The 18,333-nt window shown below is 55.0% G+C and carries 19 protein-coding genes; 10 read left to right on the forward strand and 9 right to left on the reverse strand.

Going from position 1 to position 18,333, the window contains the following annotated elements; all coding sequences use genetic code 11:
• Positions 1 to 239: 239 nt before the first annotated feature.
• The gene (locus tag FMN52_RS13750) at positions 240 to 764 is read right to left on the reverse strand and encodes a hypothetical protein (protein ID WP_148609151.1); all 525 of its coding nucleotides are present in this window, start codon (positions 762 to 764) and stop codon (positions 240 to 242) included.
• A gap of 141 nt (positions 765 to 905) precedes the next feature.
• A complete protein-coding gene (locus FMN52_RS13755; RefSeq protein ID WP_148609152.1) occupies positions 906 to 1,337 on the reverse strand; it encodes a tautomerase family protein in 432 nt (143 codons plus the stop codon).
• A 242-nt stretch (positions 1,338 to 1,579) separates the two neighbouring features.
• Between FMN52_RS13755 and FMN52_RS13765 the strand changes: the two genes are divergently transcribed.
• Together FMN52_RS13765 and FMN52_RS13770 are read left to right on the forward strand one after the other, a co-directional pair.
• Positions 1,580 to 2,470 carry an alpha/beta fold hydrolase gene (locus FMN52_RS13765; RefSeq protein WP_148609153.1) on the forward strand — a complete coding sequence of 297 codons (891 nt, stop codon included), beginning with the start codon at positions 1,580 to 1,582 and terminating at the stop codon, positions 2,468 to 2,470.
• Between the two features lie 116 nt (positions 2,471 to 2,586).
• Positions 2,587 to 2,892, forward strand: a complete 306-nt coding sequence (locus FMN52_RS13770; RefSeq protein WP_148609154.1) for a hypothetical protein — start codon at positions 2,587 to 2,589, stop codon at positions 2,890 to 2,892.
• Positions 2,893 to 3,090: 198 nt separating this feature from the next.
• Here FMN52_RS13770 and FMN52_RS13775 read toward each other — a convergent pair whose 3' ends face one another.
• A complete protein-coding gene (locus FMN52_RS13775) occupies positions 3,091 to 4,038 on the reverse strand; it encodes a hypothetical protein (RefSeq protein WP_148609155.1) in 948 nt (315 codons plus the stop codon).
• A gap of 556 nt (positions 4,039 to 4,594) precedes the next feature.
• Here FMN52_RS13775 and FMN52_RS13785 point away from each other — a divergent pair.
• Positions 4,595 to 5,257 carry a hypothetical protein gene (locus FMN52_RS13785; RefSeq protein WP_148609157.1) on the forward strand — a complete coding sequence of 221 codons (663 nt, stop codon included), beginning with the start codon at positions 4,595 to 4,597 and terminating at the stop codon, positions 5,255 to 5,257.
• A 131-nt stretch (positions 5,258 to 5,388) separates the two neighbouring features.
• Here the strand turns inward: FMN52_RS13785 and FMN52_RS13790 are convergent, their stop codons facing one another.
• Both FMN52_RS13790 and FMN52_RS13795 read right to left on the reverse strand, forming a co-directional pair.
• Positions 5,389 to 5,943 carry a hypothetical protein gene (locus FMN52_RS13790; protein ID WP_148609158.1) on the reverse strand — a complete coding sequence of 185 codons (555 nt, stop codon included), beginning with the start codon at positions 5,941 to 5,943 and terminating at the stop codon, positions 5,389 to 5,391.
• Entirely contained in the window at positions 5,943 to 6,746 is an 804-nt protein-coding gene (locus FMN52_RS13795; RefSeq protein ID WP_162525034.1) for a protein nirG, read from the reverse strand. Before FMN52_RS13795 ends, FMN52_RS13790 begins: the two co-directional genes overlap by 1 nt.
• Before the next feature lie 573 nt (positions 6,747 to 7,319).
• Between FMN52_RS13795 and FMN52_RS13800 the strand changes: the two genes are divergently transcribed.
• Positions 7,320 to 8,711 carry an esterase gene (locus tag FMN52_RS13800; protein ID WP_148609160.1) on the forward strand — a complete coding sequence of 464 codons (1,392 nt, stop codon included), beginning with the start codon at positions 7,320 to 7,322 and terminating at the stop codon, positions 8,709 to 8,711.
• Positions 8,712 to 8,795: 84 nt separating this feature from the next.
• On the opposite strand, the gene FMN52_RS13805 is transcribed toward FMN52_RS13800, so the two are convergent.
• Genes FMN52_RS13805 through FMN52_RS13815 form a run of 3 tightly spaced genes read right to left on the reverse strand, consistent with a single transcriptional unit; the run spans position 8,796 to position 10,917 of the window.
• Entirely contained in the window at positions 8,796 to 9,596 is an 801-nt protein-coding gene (locus FMN52_RS13805; RefSeq protein WP_148609161.1) for a class I SAM-dependent methyltransferase, read from the reverse strand.
• A gap of 27 nt (positions 9,597 to 9,623) precedes the next feature.
• Positions 9,624 to 10,127 (reverse strand): MOSC domain-containing protein, encoded by a 504-nt coding sequence (locus tag FMN52_RS13810; protein WP_148609162.1) that lies wholly within the window; start codon positions 10,125 to 10,127, stop codon positions 9,624 to 9,626.
• Positions 10,128 to 10,164: 37 nt separating this feature from the next.
• Entirely contained in the window at positions 10,165 to 10,917 is a 753-nt protein-coding gene (locus tag FMN52_RS13815; protein ID WP_148609163.1) for an SDR family NAD(P)-dependent oxidoreductase, read from the reverse strand.
• Positions 10,918 to 11,184: 267 nt separating this feature from the next.
• Here FMN52_RS13815 and FMN52_RS13820 point away from each other — a divergent pair, with 267 nt between their 5' ends.
• Together FMN52_RS13820 and FMN52_RS13825 are read left to right on the forward strand one after the other, a co-directional pair.
• The gene (locus FMN52_RS13820; protein ID WP_205424930.1) at positions 11,185 to 11,856 is read left to right on the forward strand and encodes a c-type cytochrome; all 672 of its coding nucleotides are present in this window, start codon (positions 11,185 to 11,187) and stop codon (positions 11,854 to 11,856) included.
• A gap of 19 nt (positions 11,857 to 11,875) precedes the next feature.
• Positions 11,876 to 12,868 carry a c-type cytochrome gene (locus FMN52_RS13825; protein ID WP_148609164.1) on the forward strand — a complete coding sequence of 331 codons (993 nt, stop codon included), beginning with the start codon at positions 11,876 to 11,878 and terminating at the stop codon, positions 12,866 to 12,868.
• Between the two features lie 47 nt (positions 12,869 to 12,915).
• On the opposite strand, the gene FMN52_RS13830 is transcribed toward FMN52_RS13825, so the two are convergent.
• Positions 12,916 to 13,809, reverse strand: a complete 894-nt coding sequence (locus tag FMN52_RS13830) for a formate/nitrite transporter family protein (RefSeq protein ID WP_148609165.1) — start codon at positions 13,807 to 13,809, stop codon at positions 12,916 to 12,918.
• Between the two features lie 367 nt (positions 13,810 to 14,176).
• Here FMN52_RS13830 and FMN52_RS13835 point away from each other — a divergent pair, with 367 nt between their 5' ends.
• The 4 genes from FMN52_RS13835 (at position 14,177) to FMN52_RS13850 (ending at position 18,275) form a co-directional block, all read left to right on the forward strand.
• Complete coding sequence (locus tag FMN52_RS13835; RefSeq protein WP_148609166.1) at positions 14,177 to 14,521, forward strand: DUF3302 domain-containing protein; 345 nt, start codon at positions 14,177 to 14,179, stop codon at positions 14,519 to 14,521.
• 3 nt (positions 14,522 to 14,524) lie between these two features.
• Positions 14,525 to 15,652: an HlyD family secretion protein gene (locus FMN52_RS13840; protein ID WP_148609167.1), complete on the forward strand. Its 1,128-nt coding sequence runs from the start codon at positions 14,525 to 14,527 to the stop codon at positions 15,650 to 15,652.
• A gap of 267 nt (positions 15,653 to 15,919) precedes the next feature.
• Positions 15,920 to 16,822, forward strand: coding sequence for a sensor domain-containing diguanylate cyclase (locus tag FMN52_RS13845; RefSeq protein WP_148609168.1), 903 nt, complete (start codon positions 15,920 to 15,922; stop codon positions 16,820 to 16,822).
• 181 nt (positions 16,823 to 17,003) lie between these two features.
• A complete protein-coding gene (locus tag FMN52_RS13850; protein WP_148609169.1) occupies positions 17,004 to 18,275 on the forward strand; it encodes a mechanosensitive ion channel domain-containing protein in 1,272 nt (423 codons plus the stop codon).
• The last annotated feature ends 58 nt before the right edge of the window (positions 18,276 to 18,333 follow it).

Below are 18,333 nucleotides of genomic sequence, written 5' to 3' on the forward strand. Positions count from 1 at the left end.
GTTGATGCCGCCGGAGAAACCGGGACAGATTTATTTTCCGGGGTATTTTTCCAGCTTCTTCAGTGTCTGAAAGCCAACTCGAGTCACTACCAACAGCCTCTCTGGTTCGGTTAACATCGGCTTCCACTGCATAGAACGGATTCTGTGCTTCAAAAGTAAGGAGAAGCTGATGCCAAGACAGGCCAGGGTGAATGTGCCCGGTTTTCCGCGCCACATTGTTCAGCCTAGGTAGGTGTAGGTCATTTGGGGCCTGAAAATCTTTCTCTGACCTTTCTATAAAGATAACCAACCGGAACCCAGCGGTTCCAATCTTTTCCTTTTCGAATGCCTAGCTCCTCTGAACCAATCTGTTTAACCTCTTCCAGACAACGATCAACTGCTATTTGGGTTTCGTCCAAGTGTTGGTACCAATCTTGGGCATCTCTGGCCTCGGACAGCCCATTTAACATTCTTTGGATTGCATCGAAAACATCGGCGGAGATTATGAAGTCAGCACTGTCAGCGATCTTCCAAACGCGTCTTTCTGCTTGATGGTAGTTTTCCCAAAGCTCTTTTTCCCTCTCAGGAGCAACCTCTCGTCCATCGACACCCGCTCCAAAATACTCGGAAGGTGGTAAACCCATATCGTGCAAAGCTTCTATGAGCTCGATGTAGGCGTTAGCCTTTTTTTCCCACCACCTTTCTATCCTAAACCTCTGGAGGGTAAACCACGCACCAAAAAAGGCTGCCAATAGGGTCAAGATTATTTGTAAAAATAGAGACATATTCTGGCTTCCAAAATTCTGAGCTACCGGCAATCAAGAATGAAATGAACGTAGACTTCATGTTAGCAAAGCTTCAAGAATTATTTTTTCTAAGTCGTTCTGGTCGACACCATGAAAACCGGGACAGATCTATTATTGCGGTTATTTGGGCAAGCAGGCCCGCTTCCCCGGAGAAATTCCCTTTTCCCACTCAGCCTCATTGCCCGGCGCTGGCAAAAACCGCCCAAACTCGATCATCTGGTTGGCCGGAATGTCCTGCAGATAGAACCAGACATCTTCAGCTGAGATGTTCACGATTTGGGCGATTTCTTCAAGCATCTGGTTCATCAGGGCCTGTTTGATCTCGATGCTTCTGCCCTCACGCACCAAGCCGTGCACATACACCTGAGGCGCGGTGTTCGCTCTGCCACCCACAAAGTGGTCGCCCTGATTGGCCGCAGAAAAAAGAACCTGGGCAAAGAACCGGGGAGCGCCGGTTTGGGCATTGTGGGCCGCTGTGATGGCTTCGGCGATCTGTGATTTCTGCTGCGGCGACAGAGACAGATTCGCGACCGTGACGGTGTAAGTGGGCATAGGAAGCTCCTGCCATGTGTTGTACGTTTGCACTGGATCTCGCCACTACGGGAGTGGGGCGGGCTTGTTTCACTATAGCAACGCTTATCTGCCTGGCCCCGGCGTTTTACGCTGCCGATCACGGTAGGGCGGTTGCAGGTGAGTGAAGAGGGTGTGGTAGGTGAGATTATTGAACTTGCGGTTTGATATTGAAGCAATGAGCTATCCTGAGACTCTCGACCTTCAAGCATGCGAGCCAAACAATGATCGAAACGCCCCTGGAATTTCAGAGCGATGGTACAACCTGTCGCGGTGTTCTTTACACGCCGGATGCCGGCAGTAAAGGTTTACCGTGTATCGTCATTGCCCATGGTTTTGGGCTGACTCATGCCAGTGGTCTGGCACCGTTTAAGGAAGCCTTCTGCAATGAGGGATACGCGGTCTTTGCCTTTGACTACCGCCATTTCGGTGACAGTGATGGCCAGCCACGGCAAACGCTGAGCCCCCGGAGGGAAGTGGCAGATTGGCTGGCGGCACTGAATTTTGCGCGGCAGCTGGATCGTATCGATGGCAGCCGCATTTGCCTGTGGGGAACGTCGTTTTCCGGCGGGCTTGTGGTTGCGGCCGCGGCAAAGGATGGGAACGTGAAATGCATCATCTCCCAATGCCCGATGATGGATGGCCTGGCGTCTTTGCTGGGGGTTGTCGGTTATGCCGGCATCATGCAGGCGATGCGTCTGACCTGGCACGGCACGGTTGACTGGCTTCGTCGTGGGCTGGGGATGTCTCCCCGGTATATTGCTTCGGCCGGCCGCCCCGGCGAGTTGGGCATGATGACGGCAGAGGACTGCCAGGAGGGGTATGTTCCCTTGCTGGCCGACAACGCATCGAATTACGTCGCAGCGGGTGTGAGTTATGCCATTCCTCTTTTTCGGCCCATCCGGTTGGCCAGCAAAGTCGCCTGCCCGGCACTGGTGTTGATTTGCGACCACGATACCGTCGCTCCGGCGAGCGCTGCAGCCAAAGCGGCCGGGAGAATGCCGAACGCGGAAGTTAAGCACTATCGGGTCGGTCATTTTGATGTCTATCGGGGCGAAGCTCTGGATCAGTCCATCGAAGATCAGCTGGATTTCCTGGCCCGGTTTTTACGGTGACAGCGAAAACCGGGGCAGAGCTATTTTGGATGGGGTTAAGGGCATAGAATTGGCGAATGGTATCGACTGGGTGTGGATGTGCACTCAGATAACAACCGCAACGACAGGCCCTCACTATGAATGTGGATAAAGCAAAAAAGCGTATTGCGAAGCAGGTTAAGAAGGGCTTTCACGGCTATCCGTTGGTTTCGCTGGAGTACTTTGGTAAAGCGAACTCTGGCAAAACGCCCGATGCAGCCAGCGAGGTTGTGATTTCTTATACCGAGGAAGAGGGCGCGGAACCCCAGAAGCAAACGTTCGCAAGTGGCGGTGATGCCAGGGAAGACGAAACCATTCAATCCACACTCCTCAAAATCATTGAACGGGCGGATGCAAAAACGGTTACTGAGATCGACGGTATTTCCACTGTCCGTGAAAGCTGAAGGTCAGTGACCTGAATAGCTAACTCCACAATAGGTGCGAGATTGCCTGTGGCAGTTCGTATGATCAGGTGTGACCCTACCCCAAAATTTAGGGCCACTCGGAGTTGGAAAATCCGACACAATGGCATTGCCCATTGAAACGGTTCCGGCCCGAAACCGCGATGGATGGCGAGGAAAGATATTCCTCGCCATCACTCCTCACAAGATCGGTGCAAAGCCAACGCCGTTGCAGTCGGCATAGCTTTCAACAATCTGGCCATCTATCCACACCGCTACGGCGCCTGCTGTTCCAGCCGCACTGCTGCCATATCGAACTTCTGCAGAACCATCACTGGAAATACGGATGATTCCCTCGGTTGGACAGGTTTCATTGACAGAGATGCTTACCGGAGTGGGTGTCGATATCTGAACATGCCCTTTAATCCCGGATCCGATCAGCGTGCCACCCATCGAGTATTGAAGGTCAAACTCCGTACCTTCCAGGCGAGTCTCCGTATTGGTAAGAGCGATGTAACGATTGCCGACTTTCATCTCGAAGGCTTCGATGGTGTCAACAAAGCGACCGCTTGCCGTGTCATTTTGCCAGCTGAAAAGTTGATTCCAGTCGCTGCGGCCTTTCACCTGCAATGGCTCGCCACTATTCTTGAGCTCCCCGTTGATATTGTAGCTTTCGTACCCCTTCCAGCTTTCGCTGGTCGCGGTTCCACCGGTGAGGGTATCAACGTACCGGAAAGTGCCACTGAGCAGAACGTCGCCGTGGCCGTAGGTTGAAACGACGCAGTCATTGAACTCCCAGCTTTCATCAACATTCCAGTCTTTGCCCGCGTATGTGACGTTGGCCGTGCCTCCCCCATCACAATTGGTGGTTCCCGACTGCCCTCCGGATTGATCCCAAAGAGATTCATGAAGGTCACCAAGTAAACCAAAAGCGTCGTTTATATCAGTCGAAAGCTGGTTGACGTTGTTGACGTTCGTGGACGGGGAAATTTCAATTTTTTTGCTCGCGTAGCCGCTAGAGTCAAGCGAGAGAGTTGTCTCTGCATTATCGCCGCCGCCTCCACCACCACCGCCACCACCACCGCAAGCGGTCAGTAGAGCCAAGCTGGAGACTACAGCGCAACGCCCGATCAATTTCCGTTTATTCATGCTTCCCTCTCAGATTTTCTCAAATGCTCAATGCCTGGAGTCCAGTGTTCGGAATCTGTTCCAGACGCACGTGTCTGCATTCAGAGGATTTCAAGAGAGCACGGGAGGTAAAACGGAGGTGTGTTTTCAACATCCAATGTTGCTTCCTATCTATCCCTGAACAACTGCATACTAATACGACATATGAAAATGAAGGTAAAGCCTGGACGCTGAGTTCTGTGACACGTATGTGATGTTTTTGAATACGGTTTTCCAGACAAATCGGAGCGCGAAGTGATAAAACCCAGTTGTTACAGTTGCCGACAAAAATTTGAGCCGTCTGAGCTCCGGGTTTCTTACTCGAAAAACTACTGTGAGCGCTGCGGTGTTGGGCTGTTTGGTGAGGATTATTTCAGTTTCAACGCCAAGCCCGCCCCGACTGTCCGGAAGAACCTGGCTGTTCATTTTGCAGTGCTTCTTTTCGGGGTTGCTGGCTTGTTGTTATGGCTTTTGACTGGCCGGTCGTGACCGCTCAGAATCGGGACAGGCCCATTTTCTGAAAGCGTTCGACATAACCATGCACAGCAGCAGCCTGCGAGGCAGCGATTTCAAAATCACCCAGGATGGCGAGGGCATTCCGCACGCGGACTTGTTTTCGTCGTTTCAGGATACGGATCGCCTTGGCATCGTTGTCCCTCGTCGGTTAGAGGGCATTGGTGCAATGACCCTCATCATGGCCTACGTCACGGCGTTCTATGACCGCTATCGCGAGCGCGGGCCAGAGTTTTATGCCTACCCGGATTTCTTTACGTTTCAGCGAGAGGCCCCCTGTGCCGACTATGGCATGTTCGACATCTGGCCAAACCACAAGAACGTCCACGTTCCAAACGATGCGCGGAAGACCGCAGAGGCCATTAACGGGCGGGGCGTGAACGTTTTACTGGTTCCCGACAACGACCCGCGGGAGGTTGCGATCTCACCGGCTGAACGGGAAAGCGCCAGGCGCAATGTCCAGCGCTGTTTTGCCTACTCCGGGTCCGGTACTGCGGCGTCGTCCGATCTTGTCATCGAGTGCCGGAGTGAGTTGCTCCGCGATTATGCATTGTCCGTTCTCGATTCCGTACCTGCTGATGACTCGGTGCTTGAAGAACGCAGGCAGTGGGAAGCACGAATGGCCGGAGAGACGTTGCGCCAAACGTTTCGTAAATCGGACTTAGATGATGCTTTGCGGCGGCTGTAATTCGAATTATGGCTGACATTGCTGGATGCTGGCTTTCGTGGCCTGCTGGGCTACGCACGCCCTGTCTTTAGTCGGCCGTGCGTGATGCGGGTTATAGGAGTAGCCAATCGGAAAGTAAGCCCGCCGCTGTTTTAGAGTATTTCTTCAATCGGGTAGACGTACTGCAGATAAAGGTAAAAGAACAGCAGAGAAATCACCAGGATGATCACACCCAGTACTGGTGAACTGACCTTGATGCCGGAGGTCGACGCTTCCAGCGTAGAGAGGCCCCGATTTCCCTCCTTGTCGGTCGCTTTCAGGTCCGCCCGAAACTGCAGCCACGAAAAATAGATGCCAGCTCCAACCAAGACAATGACAACGACAAAGATGATCCGCGACGACAACAGTTGCCACTCGAATACGCGTTGTCGGTGGTCGTATCCTTCCGTACGGTAGTCGTAATAGGCCTTGAGGGCGGACTGCATGGCGGCTTGCCCTTCCGCGTCCATCAAATTGCCAGAGATTATCACCGGGGCCTGCAGCGGTTGGAGACCGCTCTGATTGTCCTCCGCTTCGAGGGCAGACTTCATGGTATCGATCCGTGAAGTGTCCGCCAGTTTAGAGCTGTTTTCACGTTCCTCGCTCCAGGACATCGACATCGGCCCCATCAACAACGCGCTTACGAATAATGCATGCCAAAATCGCATTATATGTTGTCCTCCAGAGCGGTCAGGAACTGGATGCTGCGCAGGCGCCAGTTGATACGCTCGTAATAGCCTTTGTCGGCCTCGGTTTGCTGGTAGGCCTCGAATTCAGCGTCGGTCAGGATGTTTCTGAGGATGGCCAACAGATCGTTTGCGAGCCCGCTGCCCCAGTCACCCAACGCCTCGGGCAGCTCCGGCAGATCGGCGCCCTGAACCTGGATAGCTATGGGAGACATTATGGTGCCATCCGGACTAACGTATTCAACCAGGCCGTCCGGTCTCAGGCGCCGCTTTGACCCGTCCTGCCATTTCAAGACGATAGAGCCGTCTTCAAGAATGGTTCGTGTAGCGTCGGATGTGCCGACTGGGGTCTCCGGGGTGACGGAAGGCGGGCCGAGATTGACCTGTTCACGCTCTAGGATGCGAAGTTCCTGATTCCGATGCTCGGGCAGGAGCACCTCGAATCTCGGCAGGGCTTGAATGAGCATGAGGGACACGTTAACCGATAGTGTCTGGCAATGAGTGTTGTTGTCTTCGATGGCCTCTTGGACTTTGTCTCCCGGGTCTATGCGGGCGCAGAGTTGGTACCGGCCCGGTGGAATGTCAGTTGGCAGTATTGCCGAGGTGTGATAACGCGCGCGTTGCCGTGGAGGCAAGGTGTCGGTATTGCTGACGCGTCCACCCTTGAGCAGGACGCCATCGAAGTAGTGTTCGTCGTAGCGGGCATAGCCAGTGGGCATGATTTTACGGGTTATGAAAATGTCGATCATATAGCCGTTGTTGGATGAGCGGGTCCCCTGTGCCACGCGATCCCCGCGGTTTATGGCAGTCAAGGTGAGGGAAGTGCCGATGTCTTCTCCGGCGTTTGCGGTATCTGGCGCTTCTAGCCCGATCATCAGATCGGGCTGAGCCCAAGTCAGTCCGGGATAGAGGGATAAGCCGAAAATCACAATGAAGTAAAAATAAAACGGCGTATTTATGTTCTGGGGGGCCTGCCTTTGCAAACTGCTTTTTTTGTTAGACCCGTTTTCAATCTGGTCTCTGGGTGACCTCATCCCGGATGAAATTTTTTCTTTGAGTTCATTCATTTCGCCACATCCTTTTAGCGTGTTGATGGCGGCACAGATCGATAACTCCGGAAATATCTCGATCTGAGGGTGTTTAAAAAATATACACCCATATTGTTTGATTGTCGTTGGACAGCAAAAACATCCCCCGCGCCGTCGCTTGCTGGATGCTGGCTTTCGCGGCCTCCTGGGCTATGCTTGCGTTATCTGGAGGCGGCCTTGGGGCGGCTTGCAGGAGAAGCTAATCGAATAAGTGCAGAGTAGTGGCTGTAACAGGAGGTTCTGCCCGAGAAAATCGAAAAGGGATTTGTCATGAAAGATCGCTTCAACGGCACCCGCCTTGCCTTCATTATTGCAATAGTTCTCTCACTGTCGGCCTGTATTTCTCATCAGCGTTACCGTACCGAATCTGGTTTGTGTATTTCGGCCAACCCTCTTGAAGAATGTTCTCAGCATACGCTCCAAGTATTTCAGTCCCCCGAGGCGATTAACGAAAAGTACCACTTGGGCTTTGTCGAATTCGACGATCAGGGGCAGCTCTGGGATCGTGGGCAATTAAGGGAGGTGATCGGCCAGGTCAATACTTTGGCCGCCCATCAGGATCTTTTGATGGTGGTGTTTGTGCATGGCTGGAAGCATAGTGCGCAAGCCGGAGACAACAATATATCCAGTTTTCGAGCGTCATTGCGTCGATTGAGTGCACTGGAGTCAGCAATGAGCGCCAGGACCGGTACGCCGTCAAGGGAAGTAGTCGGCATCTATCTGGGCTGGCGCGGCGGCTCCGTGAGTTTGCCTGGATTGAAAGAGCTGACATTCTGGGAGCGCAAGAATACCGCCCATAAAGTAGGGCGGGGTGGCGCGACTGAATTGCTCAGCCGCCTGGAGCTCGTTCAGAAAACCAAACGGGCTCAGTCGCTTGCCGATGGCAAACCCCACCGTACCCGTTTTGTCGTGGTGGGGCACAGTTTTGGTGGAGCTCTGGTCTTTTCAGCGATGAGCGAGATTTTAGAGAACGGATTTGTACAAACTTATGGCCCGGACGCAGTGGTGAGCGATACAGTCGGCTTCGCGGATCTGGTTGTCCTGATCAACCCGGCTTTCGAGGCAGGACGCTATGCGGCGCTCAGTGACATGGCGAATGAGCGGCGGCGGTACTTTCAGGGCCAGTTGCCAGTATTGGCGGTACTCACCTCTGAGGACGACGATGCAACCGGCATGGCATTCCCCCTGGGCCGCTGGTTTTCTACGCTGTTTGAAACCGAGCGGGATGCCCAGCGCCTTAATCCCGTTACCGGGGAGAACGAAGTTATCGATCAGGGCTCTGCCAATGTGACGGCATTGGGCCACTTCGATCCCTATCTGACCCATTCCCTTCGTGCGGAGGAGACCCTTGCGGACGACGAGCAAGGCGGTTTCAGCGCATCCACGGCAGTTCAGACGTTCGTTGAAGCCAGCAAGGGCTGGGAAGCAGACAAGCCAGGTAGACGCATCCCGTTTGAAGGCGCAGTGCTCGAGCGCACGGATTCCTCGGCCGGGCGAAATCCTTATTTGAATATACGGGTGGATGGCGAATTGATTCGGGATCACAACGATATTTATGATCCAAGAATTGCGAGCTTCATTCGGCAACTGATTCTGATTTCTTCCCAGAGCCAGGATGAGGAAGATCGGGCAGATGCGCGAATAAAGATGGCCACCCCTTAGATACGGAGACAGATCTATCTTACTCGAAAAACCACTGTGAGTGCTGCGGTAGTGGGCTGTCCGGTCGTGACCGTCATCCGTTCTCTATTTCGAACAAGTGTACAGAAAGCGCAATAAACGCCTCTCGCTCGTTAGCCGGCGAACGCCGGCCAAAAATCGCTGCACGCCCAGAAAATTCTCCTCACCCTCACAGTCGATAAGCGCATCTTTTCGTTTTTCGCGCGCATCGTGCCAACGTTTGGACAACAGAGCACAATTCGCCGTGGTATCGCGAGCTTCAAGCAGCTTGAGACCGGATTCCTGTATTAATTGCTCGTTGACGCCCGGGGGGCTAAAAAAATACAAGCCATCTGGGCACCGATTCTCAAGCTCTTCATATGAAATCAGTCCCCCAATCACCAAAGCGTCACTAAAAACGAATTTCCCACCAGGTTTGAGCAACCTTTGTGTGTTGGAGAGAACTTCTCTCCGAAGCGGGACATGACACAGGACATCCGTGGAATAGATGGCGTCAAACGAATTATCTTCATAGGGCAATTCTTTAGACGCATCGTGTTGTTCAAATTTTACGAGGTCGCTGACCTTCTCATTTTCGGCCAACGCATTAGCCGTTTTCACGCCCGACGCATTTATCTCGAACCCTACAACCCGACAGCCTATACGCTTTGCCAGGTCGACAGCGTACCCGCCAGATCCACACCCTATGTCCAGGACCGATGAATCCGATGTCAGCTGAAGTAACTCGGGTATCTCGTGAGATTCTTCAGTCGAAACCCAACTGGTTTGCCCATAGTCCTCGCCATATGTCTCCAGCCGGACCTCGCTGTAGGTTTCCAGCGAGTAATTGCTGTACGAGCTACTGTAGAGATCGACTTTTTTGCTCATGGGTTCTTCCCTTTCTGTGCTGATGACTCAGAGCTGGTGGAATAGCAATGCTTGCACTTCGTCACCAACAGCCAGCTCACCCCCTTCAATCACCCGCGTAGTAATGCCTCCATGCCCACGCATGGCGTTGTACCCACCCGGCCCGAGGGCGGTCTCCATCTTGCTGCAGGGGTGGCACAGGCCCGTATATTCCAGCACCACACCACCAATCCGGAACCGTTTGCCTTTCAGGGCCAGCAGGTTCAGGCCAGAGACGACGATGTTGCGCCGGAAAACGTCGGGTTCAATGGCTTCCCGCTGCAGGCATGAGGCAATGGCATGCAGGTGTTCTTTCTGGATCAGGGTCACCTGCCGTTTGCTGGTATCGCGGCCCTTGAATCGATCTCCGTCCAGCCCTTTGCCCGGGGTGGCCATCACCCTCTCGAGCACCTGCATGGGCTCGCCGCGTGCAGGGCGGATGCCAATCCACTCAACGCGGCCGCATTGAGGAAGTGTGTCGAGCAGGGTTTGTAGTGGGGTCGATTCGGGCATGGGCGTTATAAAACTCCTTGGGCGATGAGTTGGAGGCTCAGGACAAAACCTGGCCGCCGTCCACCACCAGTGTCTGGCCAGTAATCCAGCGGGCCATATCGGAGGCCAGGAATAACGCTACGTCGGCGACTTCCTCCGGCGTGCCCAGGCGCCCGAAGGGAATCCCTCCGCGAATACGCTGGTAGAGCTCTGGATTGTTCTGCCGGGCCTGATCCCAGACGCCGCCCGGAAACTCGATCGAGCCCGGCGCAACGCCATTAACACGCACTTTATGCGGGGCCATGGTCACCGCCAGGCTGCCGGTGTAGTGAGCGACGGCGGCCTTGATGGCTGCGTAGGGAGCGGTGCGTGTCGAGGCATGCAGCGCGGCGATGGAGGCAATGTTGATGATTGTGCCCCCGGTTTCCTTAAGCGCCGGGAGGCAGGTATGGCCGGCGCGAACCGTGCCCATCAGATCCACTTCAACGCTGCTCAGCCAGCCTTCTTCGTTGTCCTCCCGCCCGAACGCCGAGGCGCAATTGACCAGCACATCCAGGCCACCCAACTCGTCCATGGCGCTCTGCAGATAGGTCTCCAGCGCGGTCTTGTCGCCGATGTCGCAGGGGGCCACATGCAGCGCCGCCAGCCCCTCGCCTGCCACCTCTTCCGCCAGCGCGTCCAGGGACGCCTGCCCGCGTGCGCAGACAGAGACGCTTGCGCCGGCTCGGGCAAATCCCAGCACGATGGCCCGGCCAATACCTTTGCTGCCGCCAGCGACGATGACGCGCCGGCCGTGGAAATCAAACGTCATTGAAGGCTCCTGTTTTCCCGCAAGGTATCGTCTCGCCGTTGGGGACCTCGAACTCTTTTGTCTAGGTTCCCTCTTTGAGTTTTGCTTTGCAATTGCCGCTAAGCTGAACGGATACCCAGCTCTGAAAAAAATAGATCTGTTCCGGACTATGCTGGATGGATTAGTGGTACCAGAAAGTGGCGCAAGGGACTATGATTTTAATGTGTGTCCAGCTAGACGGCTTTAAGCTGGGAGGCAGGGTTATATTTTTGGCCAGGAGGCATCTCGATGCACGGTCGCTGCGGCTTTACGTGTGGACTGTTTGGTTTCTCACTTCTGATACTGTTGATGCCCACCATGGGTGCGGCTAACGAAGCAGGGAAAAAACTGGCGCAACAGGGCGGTGAAGGGGTGCAAGCCTGTTCTTCCTGTCACGGCGCGCAGGGCGGTGGGAATGCAGCCGCCGGATGGCCGCGCTTGGCGGGGTTGAATGCCGATTATATGGCCCAGCAACTCACAGCAATGGCTGACGGCACTCGGAGCAACCCGATTATGGCCCCCATTGCCTCTGCGCTTTCAGAGCAGCAGCGTGGGGATGTCGCGGAATACTTCGCCAGCCTGAAACCTCCGACCATGGCACCCGGTGGGGAAGTGGATCAGAAAACCTTGCATCGGGGGGAGACGCTCGCTCAGCGTGGAGACTGGCAACAGGGTATTCCCGCTTGTACCTCCTGCCACGGCCTCCAGGGTCAAGGCGTGGGTGTCGCTTTCCCATCGATTGCGGGGCAACCGGCAATGTACCTCCAAAACCAGATCAAGGCCTGGCAGTCCGGCAGCCGCCACAACGACCCCAATGGCTTGATGGCATCGGTTGCAAAACGCCTCAGTGACGAAGATAGCCAGGCGGTGACCGCCTGGTTCGCCTCGTTGCCCGCCAAACCTTCCAATAACGATCAATAATCCGACCCGAGAGGCCGCCATGACAGCAAAGGACAGCAAACACCCCCTTCGTGGCATCCGGAGTCCGCTGTTGCCAGCGGTCCTGGCGCTCTTTGTACTTTCAGTGAATGCCCAGGTTGATGAGACGCTCACTGAGCAGGTGGAACTTGAACCGGCTCCAGAAGCCGGCGCGGAGGGGTACCATCAGCCCCCAAGCCTCGACGATATTCCCGAAGGGCCGTTCGGTGACAGCGTGCGCAGCGGTTGGGAGGCATTCGTGAATACGCGCCAGCACCCGAAAGCCAAGCGCTTTGTGGGTAACAAGCAGAATTGCGGCAATTGTCATCTGGCCGGCGGTCTCGCCGCTAACTCCGCTCCCATGTGGGGCGCGTGGGGGATTTATCCCAAATACCGGGGCAAGAACGATCACGTCAATACCATGGATGAACGCATTCGCGGCTGCTTCACCTACTCGATGAATGCGAACAGTTCGGAGGCCGGTGGACCGCCCGAGCCCGATAGCCAGGTGCTCAAGGATCTGCAAACGTTCTTTTTCTGGTCGGCCCAGGGGGCACCGATTGGCAAGAATCTGCCTGGACGCGGTTATGCGGCTGTTCCCGAACCCCAAAACGGAAGCAGCGTGAGCCGTGGTGAGGAGGTGTACCAGAATCAATGCAGCATTTGCCATGGCAGTGACGGCAGTGGAAAATTCGCGGACGATGGCCGCCAGATTTTCCCGCCACTTTGGGGTGCTGGAGCCTACAACTGGGGGGCTGGAATGCACCGGATCAACACAGCGGCTGCCTTCATCAAATACAACATGCCTCTTGGCAAAGCCAGTCCTGTGGAGAAGGAAGCCGTTCTCACGGACCAGCAAGCCTGGGATGTGGCTGCCTACATCAACAGTCACGAACGGCCTCAAGATCCCCGGTGGGAAGGCAACAAGGCTAGCACGGACGAGAAATGGCACACGCACCAATGCCTCTACAACGAGACCGTTAGAGGACATACGTTGGGCGACGGCGCGGGTTAGCGACACCGATTAACCAGCCAGTGTGGATACCAGTGCTCGGCGCTGCATCACATTTCTTCGTGAACCTGGGCGTAGGCCAGCATCGCGAACAGACCTGTACCACCGATAATGTTGCCGATGAGTACCGGGGAAATATGATAGACCAGGGCGTTGAAGACGCTCATTTCCCCACTGAGCACGAGCGTGAAAATCTCGTTTGACCCGGCAATCACATGGGTAAAGTCACCCGCCGCAATCAGCCAGGTAAACATGACGATAACCAGCACTTCGGATCTCTTCGCCGAAGGCAGCATCCACACAATAGCCGCTATGAAAAAGCCGGATGGAATACCGCGCAAAAGTGCCTCGGCCGGAGTCAGTGTTGCCAGGTGGCGCGACATCTCCAGGATCGCCGCGAGGGTGTCGGCGGGAAGGATGCCCACGTAGACGGCGATGGCGGCGGTAATAAACGTGCCACAGACATTGGCCCCAAGCACGATTGCCCAAAGGCGGGCACTGCAATAGAACCGGTTGCGCGTCGGCTGGGCCAGAACCGGCAGCACGACGGTGATGGTGTTCTCGGTGAACAGTTGAAGCCGGCACAGGATCACGAGGACAAACCCGAACGAGTAGCCCAGGCTTGCAATCAAAGTCAGGTAGGGGTGATCTGAGCCCAGATTGGCTCGGATAATGCCCTCGACGAGGACCGAGGTCGAAATCCCGAGACCTGCTGCCACACCGGACCACCAGAGCGAGCTTTTCGGGCGCTTAAGCTCATTTTCGCCCTCGCGCAGGATGATAGAGTAGACAGTCAGCGACGATAGAGTGGTATGTTCGGCTACGGCCTCACGCTCTTTCCGAGTCAGCGACTTTTCGCTCAGCGTCGGTGTCTGTTCGCGGGATTCACGATCCTGGACCTTGACTCGAGACTCTTGCTCGTCCGCAGCTTCCCTGTCACTCATTCAACTGTTCCTTTGCTATCCAGAAACGCGTGTGTTGCTGCAAGATGGAGCCCGCCGAAAAGTTGTCTTTGGTATCTATGGTAGCTTAGATGCTTTAACCGAACACAGCGCAGGCCGCGATTCTGGTGTGAAGAATGCACGAGCTACTGCCGGGAGAAGTCTTTTAGCATGCTTGGGGGGGCTGAGATGTAGGCAGATATAACTTTCTGAATCGGCTCGGGTAAAGGAAGTCGGGACAGGGTTATTTTGGCGGCTCTATAAGCGGATTTTGCATGCATCAGTGATTAGAGTGTACTAATCTGAACGTGGATCTGATAATGGCCACGGCTCATGTCAGGGATGTGCTATTGGTGAAAAGGAATCGCTAGTGCTCAGTTACGTCGCTCTGTTCTTGTTGATTTTCGTGGTTTTAGTGCTTTTTTATGGTGTCATTGCCATCCACGACATTCCCTACGAAATTGCCAAACACCGTGATCATCCCCACCAGGATGCTATTCATGTAGCAGGCTGGGTCAGCTTATTTACCCTGCATGCTATTTGGCCGTTCCTGTGGATCTGGGCAACGATTTACCGGCCCGATCGTGGTTGGGGAATGCAGCATTCAGCGGAGCGGCAATCTGCGGATGAAACCCTGTTGAACGAGCTGAATAAAAAGCTGGACGAGCAAGCCAGGCGTCTGGAAATCCTCGAGCAGAAGCAGGGAGAGGAGTAACTTATGGACCTTCTTCTGCTTCTGACCTACGCCGCTGTCTGCATCGTTATCTTCAAGGTTTTTCGAATTCCTCTCAATAAATGGACTGTGCCTACCGCCGTGCTCGGTGGTGTGGTTCTTGTCGGCACACTGGTGCTGTTGATGAATTACAACCACCCGTTTACCCACAAGGCGAGGCAGGTTTTCGTGGTGACGCCCATCGTGCCGGAGATCAAAGCCAGGGTGGTAGATGTTCCGGTATCGCCCAACACACCCCTTCAGCAGGGGGAGCCCATGATCGTTCTGGACGACACTCGGGTCATGGCCCGTATCCGCCAACTGGAAGCCCAACTGGCAGATACAGGCCAGGGTGTGGCCTCTAATGTTGCCAGTGTCTCCGAGGCCCGTGCCAGAGTCGCTCAGGTGACAGCGATAAGGGACCAGGCGGTGCAAACCCTGCGCCGTTACGAAGGGGCGGCCTCCGCTTTCAGTCAACAACAGATCGACACCCAGCGTCAAAGGGTGGCGGCCAGCAATGCAGATCTCGATGCGGCCAGGGCGGCATTGGAAAGAGCGGAGGCGCAGCTGAGCGGCTCGGTGGATGGCCAGGACCCGGCAGTGGCGGCCATAGAGGCTCAGCTGGAGGAAGCTCGTTTTGATCTCGAGAACACCATTTTGCGGGCACCAACGGATGGCTTCGTGACTCAGTTGGCGGTTAGGCCGGGAATGATGGCGGTGCCATTCCCACTCAGGCCAGTGGCCAACTTTGTAAATAAAGAGGAACGCCGTTTCGTGGCTGCTTTTCGCCAGCAATCACTGTTGCGCCTGAAGCCGGGGTACGAGGCAGAGCTGACCTTCACCGCGTTGCCCGGCGAGGTTTTTTCAGCCCGGGTGGTTGAGGTACTTCCTGCCGTCGCGGAAGCACAGCTCGCTGCGGGGCAACAGTTAATCGGTGGCGAAGCGTTCCGGAGAATGGACAACGAGACGCTGGTTGTCCTGGAAATGGAGGATGTCAGCGCGATCGAAGGTCTACCTCTTGGAGTCAGCGCACAAGTGGCGGTGTATTCCGATCACATGCATCATGTGGCGATCATGCGCAAGATCCTTCTCAGGATGTTGAGCTGGCAGCACTACCTTTACCTGGACCACTGATCCTCAATCCGGTCGATCATCGCGGAAACCTGGACAGATGTATTTTCCGCCGCCCACATCTCCCAGGTAATGCTTGGTTTCTTCCAATCTGCCCTGATTGTCAAAATCAGGGAACAGTCGCAAGCAGAGTGATCATGGTTGCAGTCGAAAGGTATCGGGTAGTTCGGAGTCCGTGGATTGCATTTAGATTGTTTGTGACGAGCCTGCCAATGTATGGGCGTCTTCGGTACAATACGTAGCTTTAAGCTACATTAAAGGGCAATTTGAATGATCAATGTCCAGCAGATGGGCGCTGTATTAAACGCTTTGCCAGATCCTGCTTTTATCCTGTCTCGCAGCGGCAAATATGTTGACGTGTTCGGCGGCCGCGATGAGCGCTACTACCACGACGGCAGTGGGCTTGTCGGAAAATATATCTCTGACCTGGTCAAACCCGATAAAGCCGAGTGGTTCCTTGAACGGATAGAGCGCGCGCTTGAAACCAGAAGGCTCTTGATTGAAGAGTACGAGCTCAGTAATAAAGATGTTAAAGGTTTGCCCGATGAGGGGCCTTCGGAGTCAATCTGGTTTGAAGGCCGCATCCAGGCTCTTGAATTTGAGGTAGACGATGAGCCGGTGGTGCTCTGGGTCGCCAGTAACATTTCCGAACGGCACGAGTTGGAAATCAGGCTTCGGGAGCAAAGCGACACAGACGAGCTTACGGGCCTTTTCAACCGCCGGAAGTTGGAGCGTGACCTTTCGCTCCACTACGAAACGTTCACGCGTCATGCTGTACCAACGTCCATTCTGATGTTCGATTTGGACAACCTGAAAAAGATCAATGATTCCCAGGGGCATTATGTTGGGGATGAAATGATCCTGACAGTGGCCAACACCTGCAGATCAGAACTCCGTAAAACCGACATCGTTTGCCGCTTCGGGGGCGATGAATTTGTAGTCTGTCTTCCCAATACCGGGGCAGATCAGGCATTACAGTTTGCGGAGCGTTTGTGGGCGAGCTTTCGACAGGAACTGAATCGTTTTTCGGTGGGAGATGTTGCTGCAACCGTCAGCTTGGGTGTCGCAACCATGCTGCCCGAAGATCTCTCCTATGAAGACACTATCAGGCGGGCTGACGGTGCTCTTTACCAGGCCAAAGCTCGAGGTAAAGACAGAGTTGTGTCTGTATGACATAACCCAGCGGTATGGCCTGAAGGTCATTGCTCTCTGAAAGGTTGAACAGAAATGGTTCTGGGTTCCAAGAGCAAGCGGAAAGTCGGGACAGTTTTATTTTCTGGATCCTATACTGTTAAGAGGCTGAACGCTGCCAAGTGCGGCCAGTTACTGAGTTCTCGCTACCCGGGAGTTGTCGATGGTGGAAAGCTGGCAAGGTTTGCTGGTAGCCATGCAGGAAATACAATTGCTGGACGTCATCCCGCAGGCCGCGATTCTGCTGTTTGCGGGGATGACCGCGTTCTATCTGCATCGGCTCATTGCCCGGCGTACCGCTGCCGAGACTCTGGGCGTGCGACACCTGACGCAACGCGCCATCCAGCGCCTTGCCTTTCCCATCTCGATGCTGGTGGTGGTTCTGCTGGGGCGCGCGTTACTCGACGCGCTGAATCAGACCCATTGGGCCCTGGATCTGGCTATCCCGCTGCTGATTTCGTTCGCCCTGATCCGCACCCTGGTTTATATGTTGCGCAAGGGGATGCGGAGCGGCCCCTTGGTCAAGGCCTCGGAAAATGTCATCAGTACGCTCATCTGGCTGGTGGTGGGCCTGCATCTCGTGGGCTTGCTACCCGGGTTGCTTGAGGCCATGGATAGCCTCGCCTTCTCCGTGGGCGAGCTGCGCATATCCCTGTTGGCGGTCATCAAGTTAATCCTGCTGATGGGCCTTGTGTTGGTGGTTGCCATTTGGCTCTCGGGCATTATCGATCGGCGACTGACACAGTTGCCGTATCTGAGCCCCGGCGCGGCTGTGGGTTTCTCCAAAGTCGCCAAGCTGGTGCTGATCACCGTTGCTGGACTGTCCGTTCTTAATCTGGTTGGTATTGATCTCACGGCGCTCGCGGTGTTCGGCGGTGCCCTGGGTGTTGGCCTTGGCTTTGGCCTGCAGCGTATTGCCAGCAATTTCATCAGCGGTTTTATTCTTGTGTTCGACCGCTCGATTCGCCCCGGTGATGTGGTCAGTGTTGGTGAGAAGTTCGGCTGGGTGGTAGCCCTGCATGCCCGCTACGTAGTGGTGCGCAACCGCGACGGTGTGGATACGCTCATTCCCAACGAAAACCTGATCACCACCGAGGTGATTAACTGGTCCTATTCGGACCCCAACGTACGGCTGAAGATCCCGGTTTCGGTCAGCTACAGTGATGACGTGGAGCGCGCCATGGCCATCATGCTGGAGATCGCCCGGGAGCACCCGCGGGTGATTTCGGAGCCGGAGCCGGTGTGCCGGTTAACGCAGTTCGGCGACCACGGCATTCATCTGGAAGCCCGGGTCTGGGTCGCAGACCCGCAAGCAGGTTTCGGTAGCGTCAGCTCCGACATCAATCTGGAGATCTGGCGCCGATTCAAGCAAGAGGGCATCACCATTCCATTTCCGCAACAAGACCTTTACATCAAGGAAGTGCCACCGAAATAACCCTGGGAAAACCGGTACAGATCTATGTTGTATGGATGTAACGACATAGAATTGGCCA

This window comes from Marinobacter sp. BW6, from assembly GCF_008107725.1.
GTDB lineage: Bacteria > Pseudomonadota > Gammaproteobacteria > Pseudomonadales > Oleiphilaceae > Marinobacter.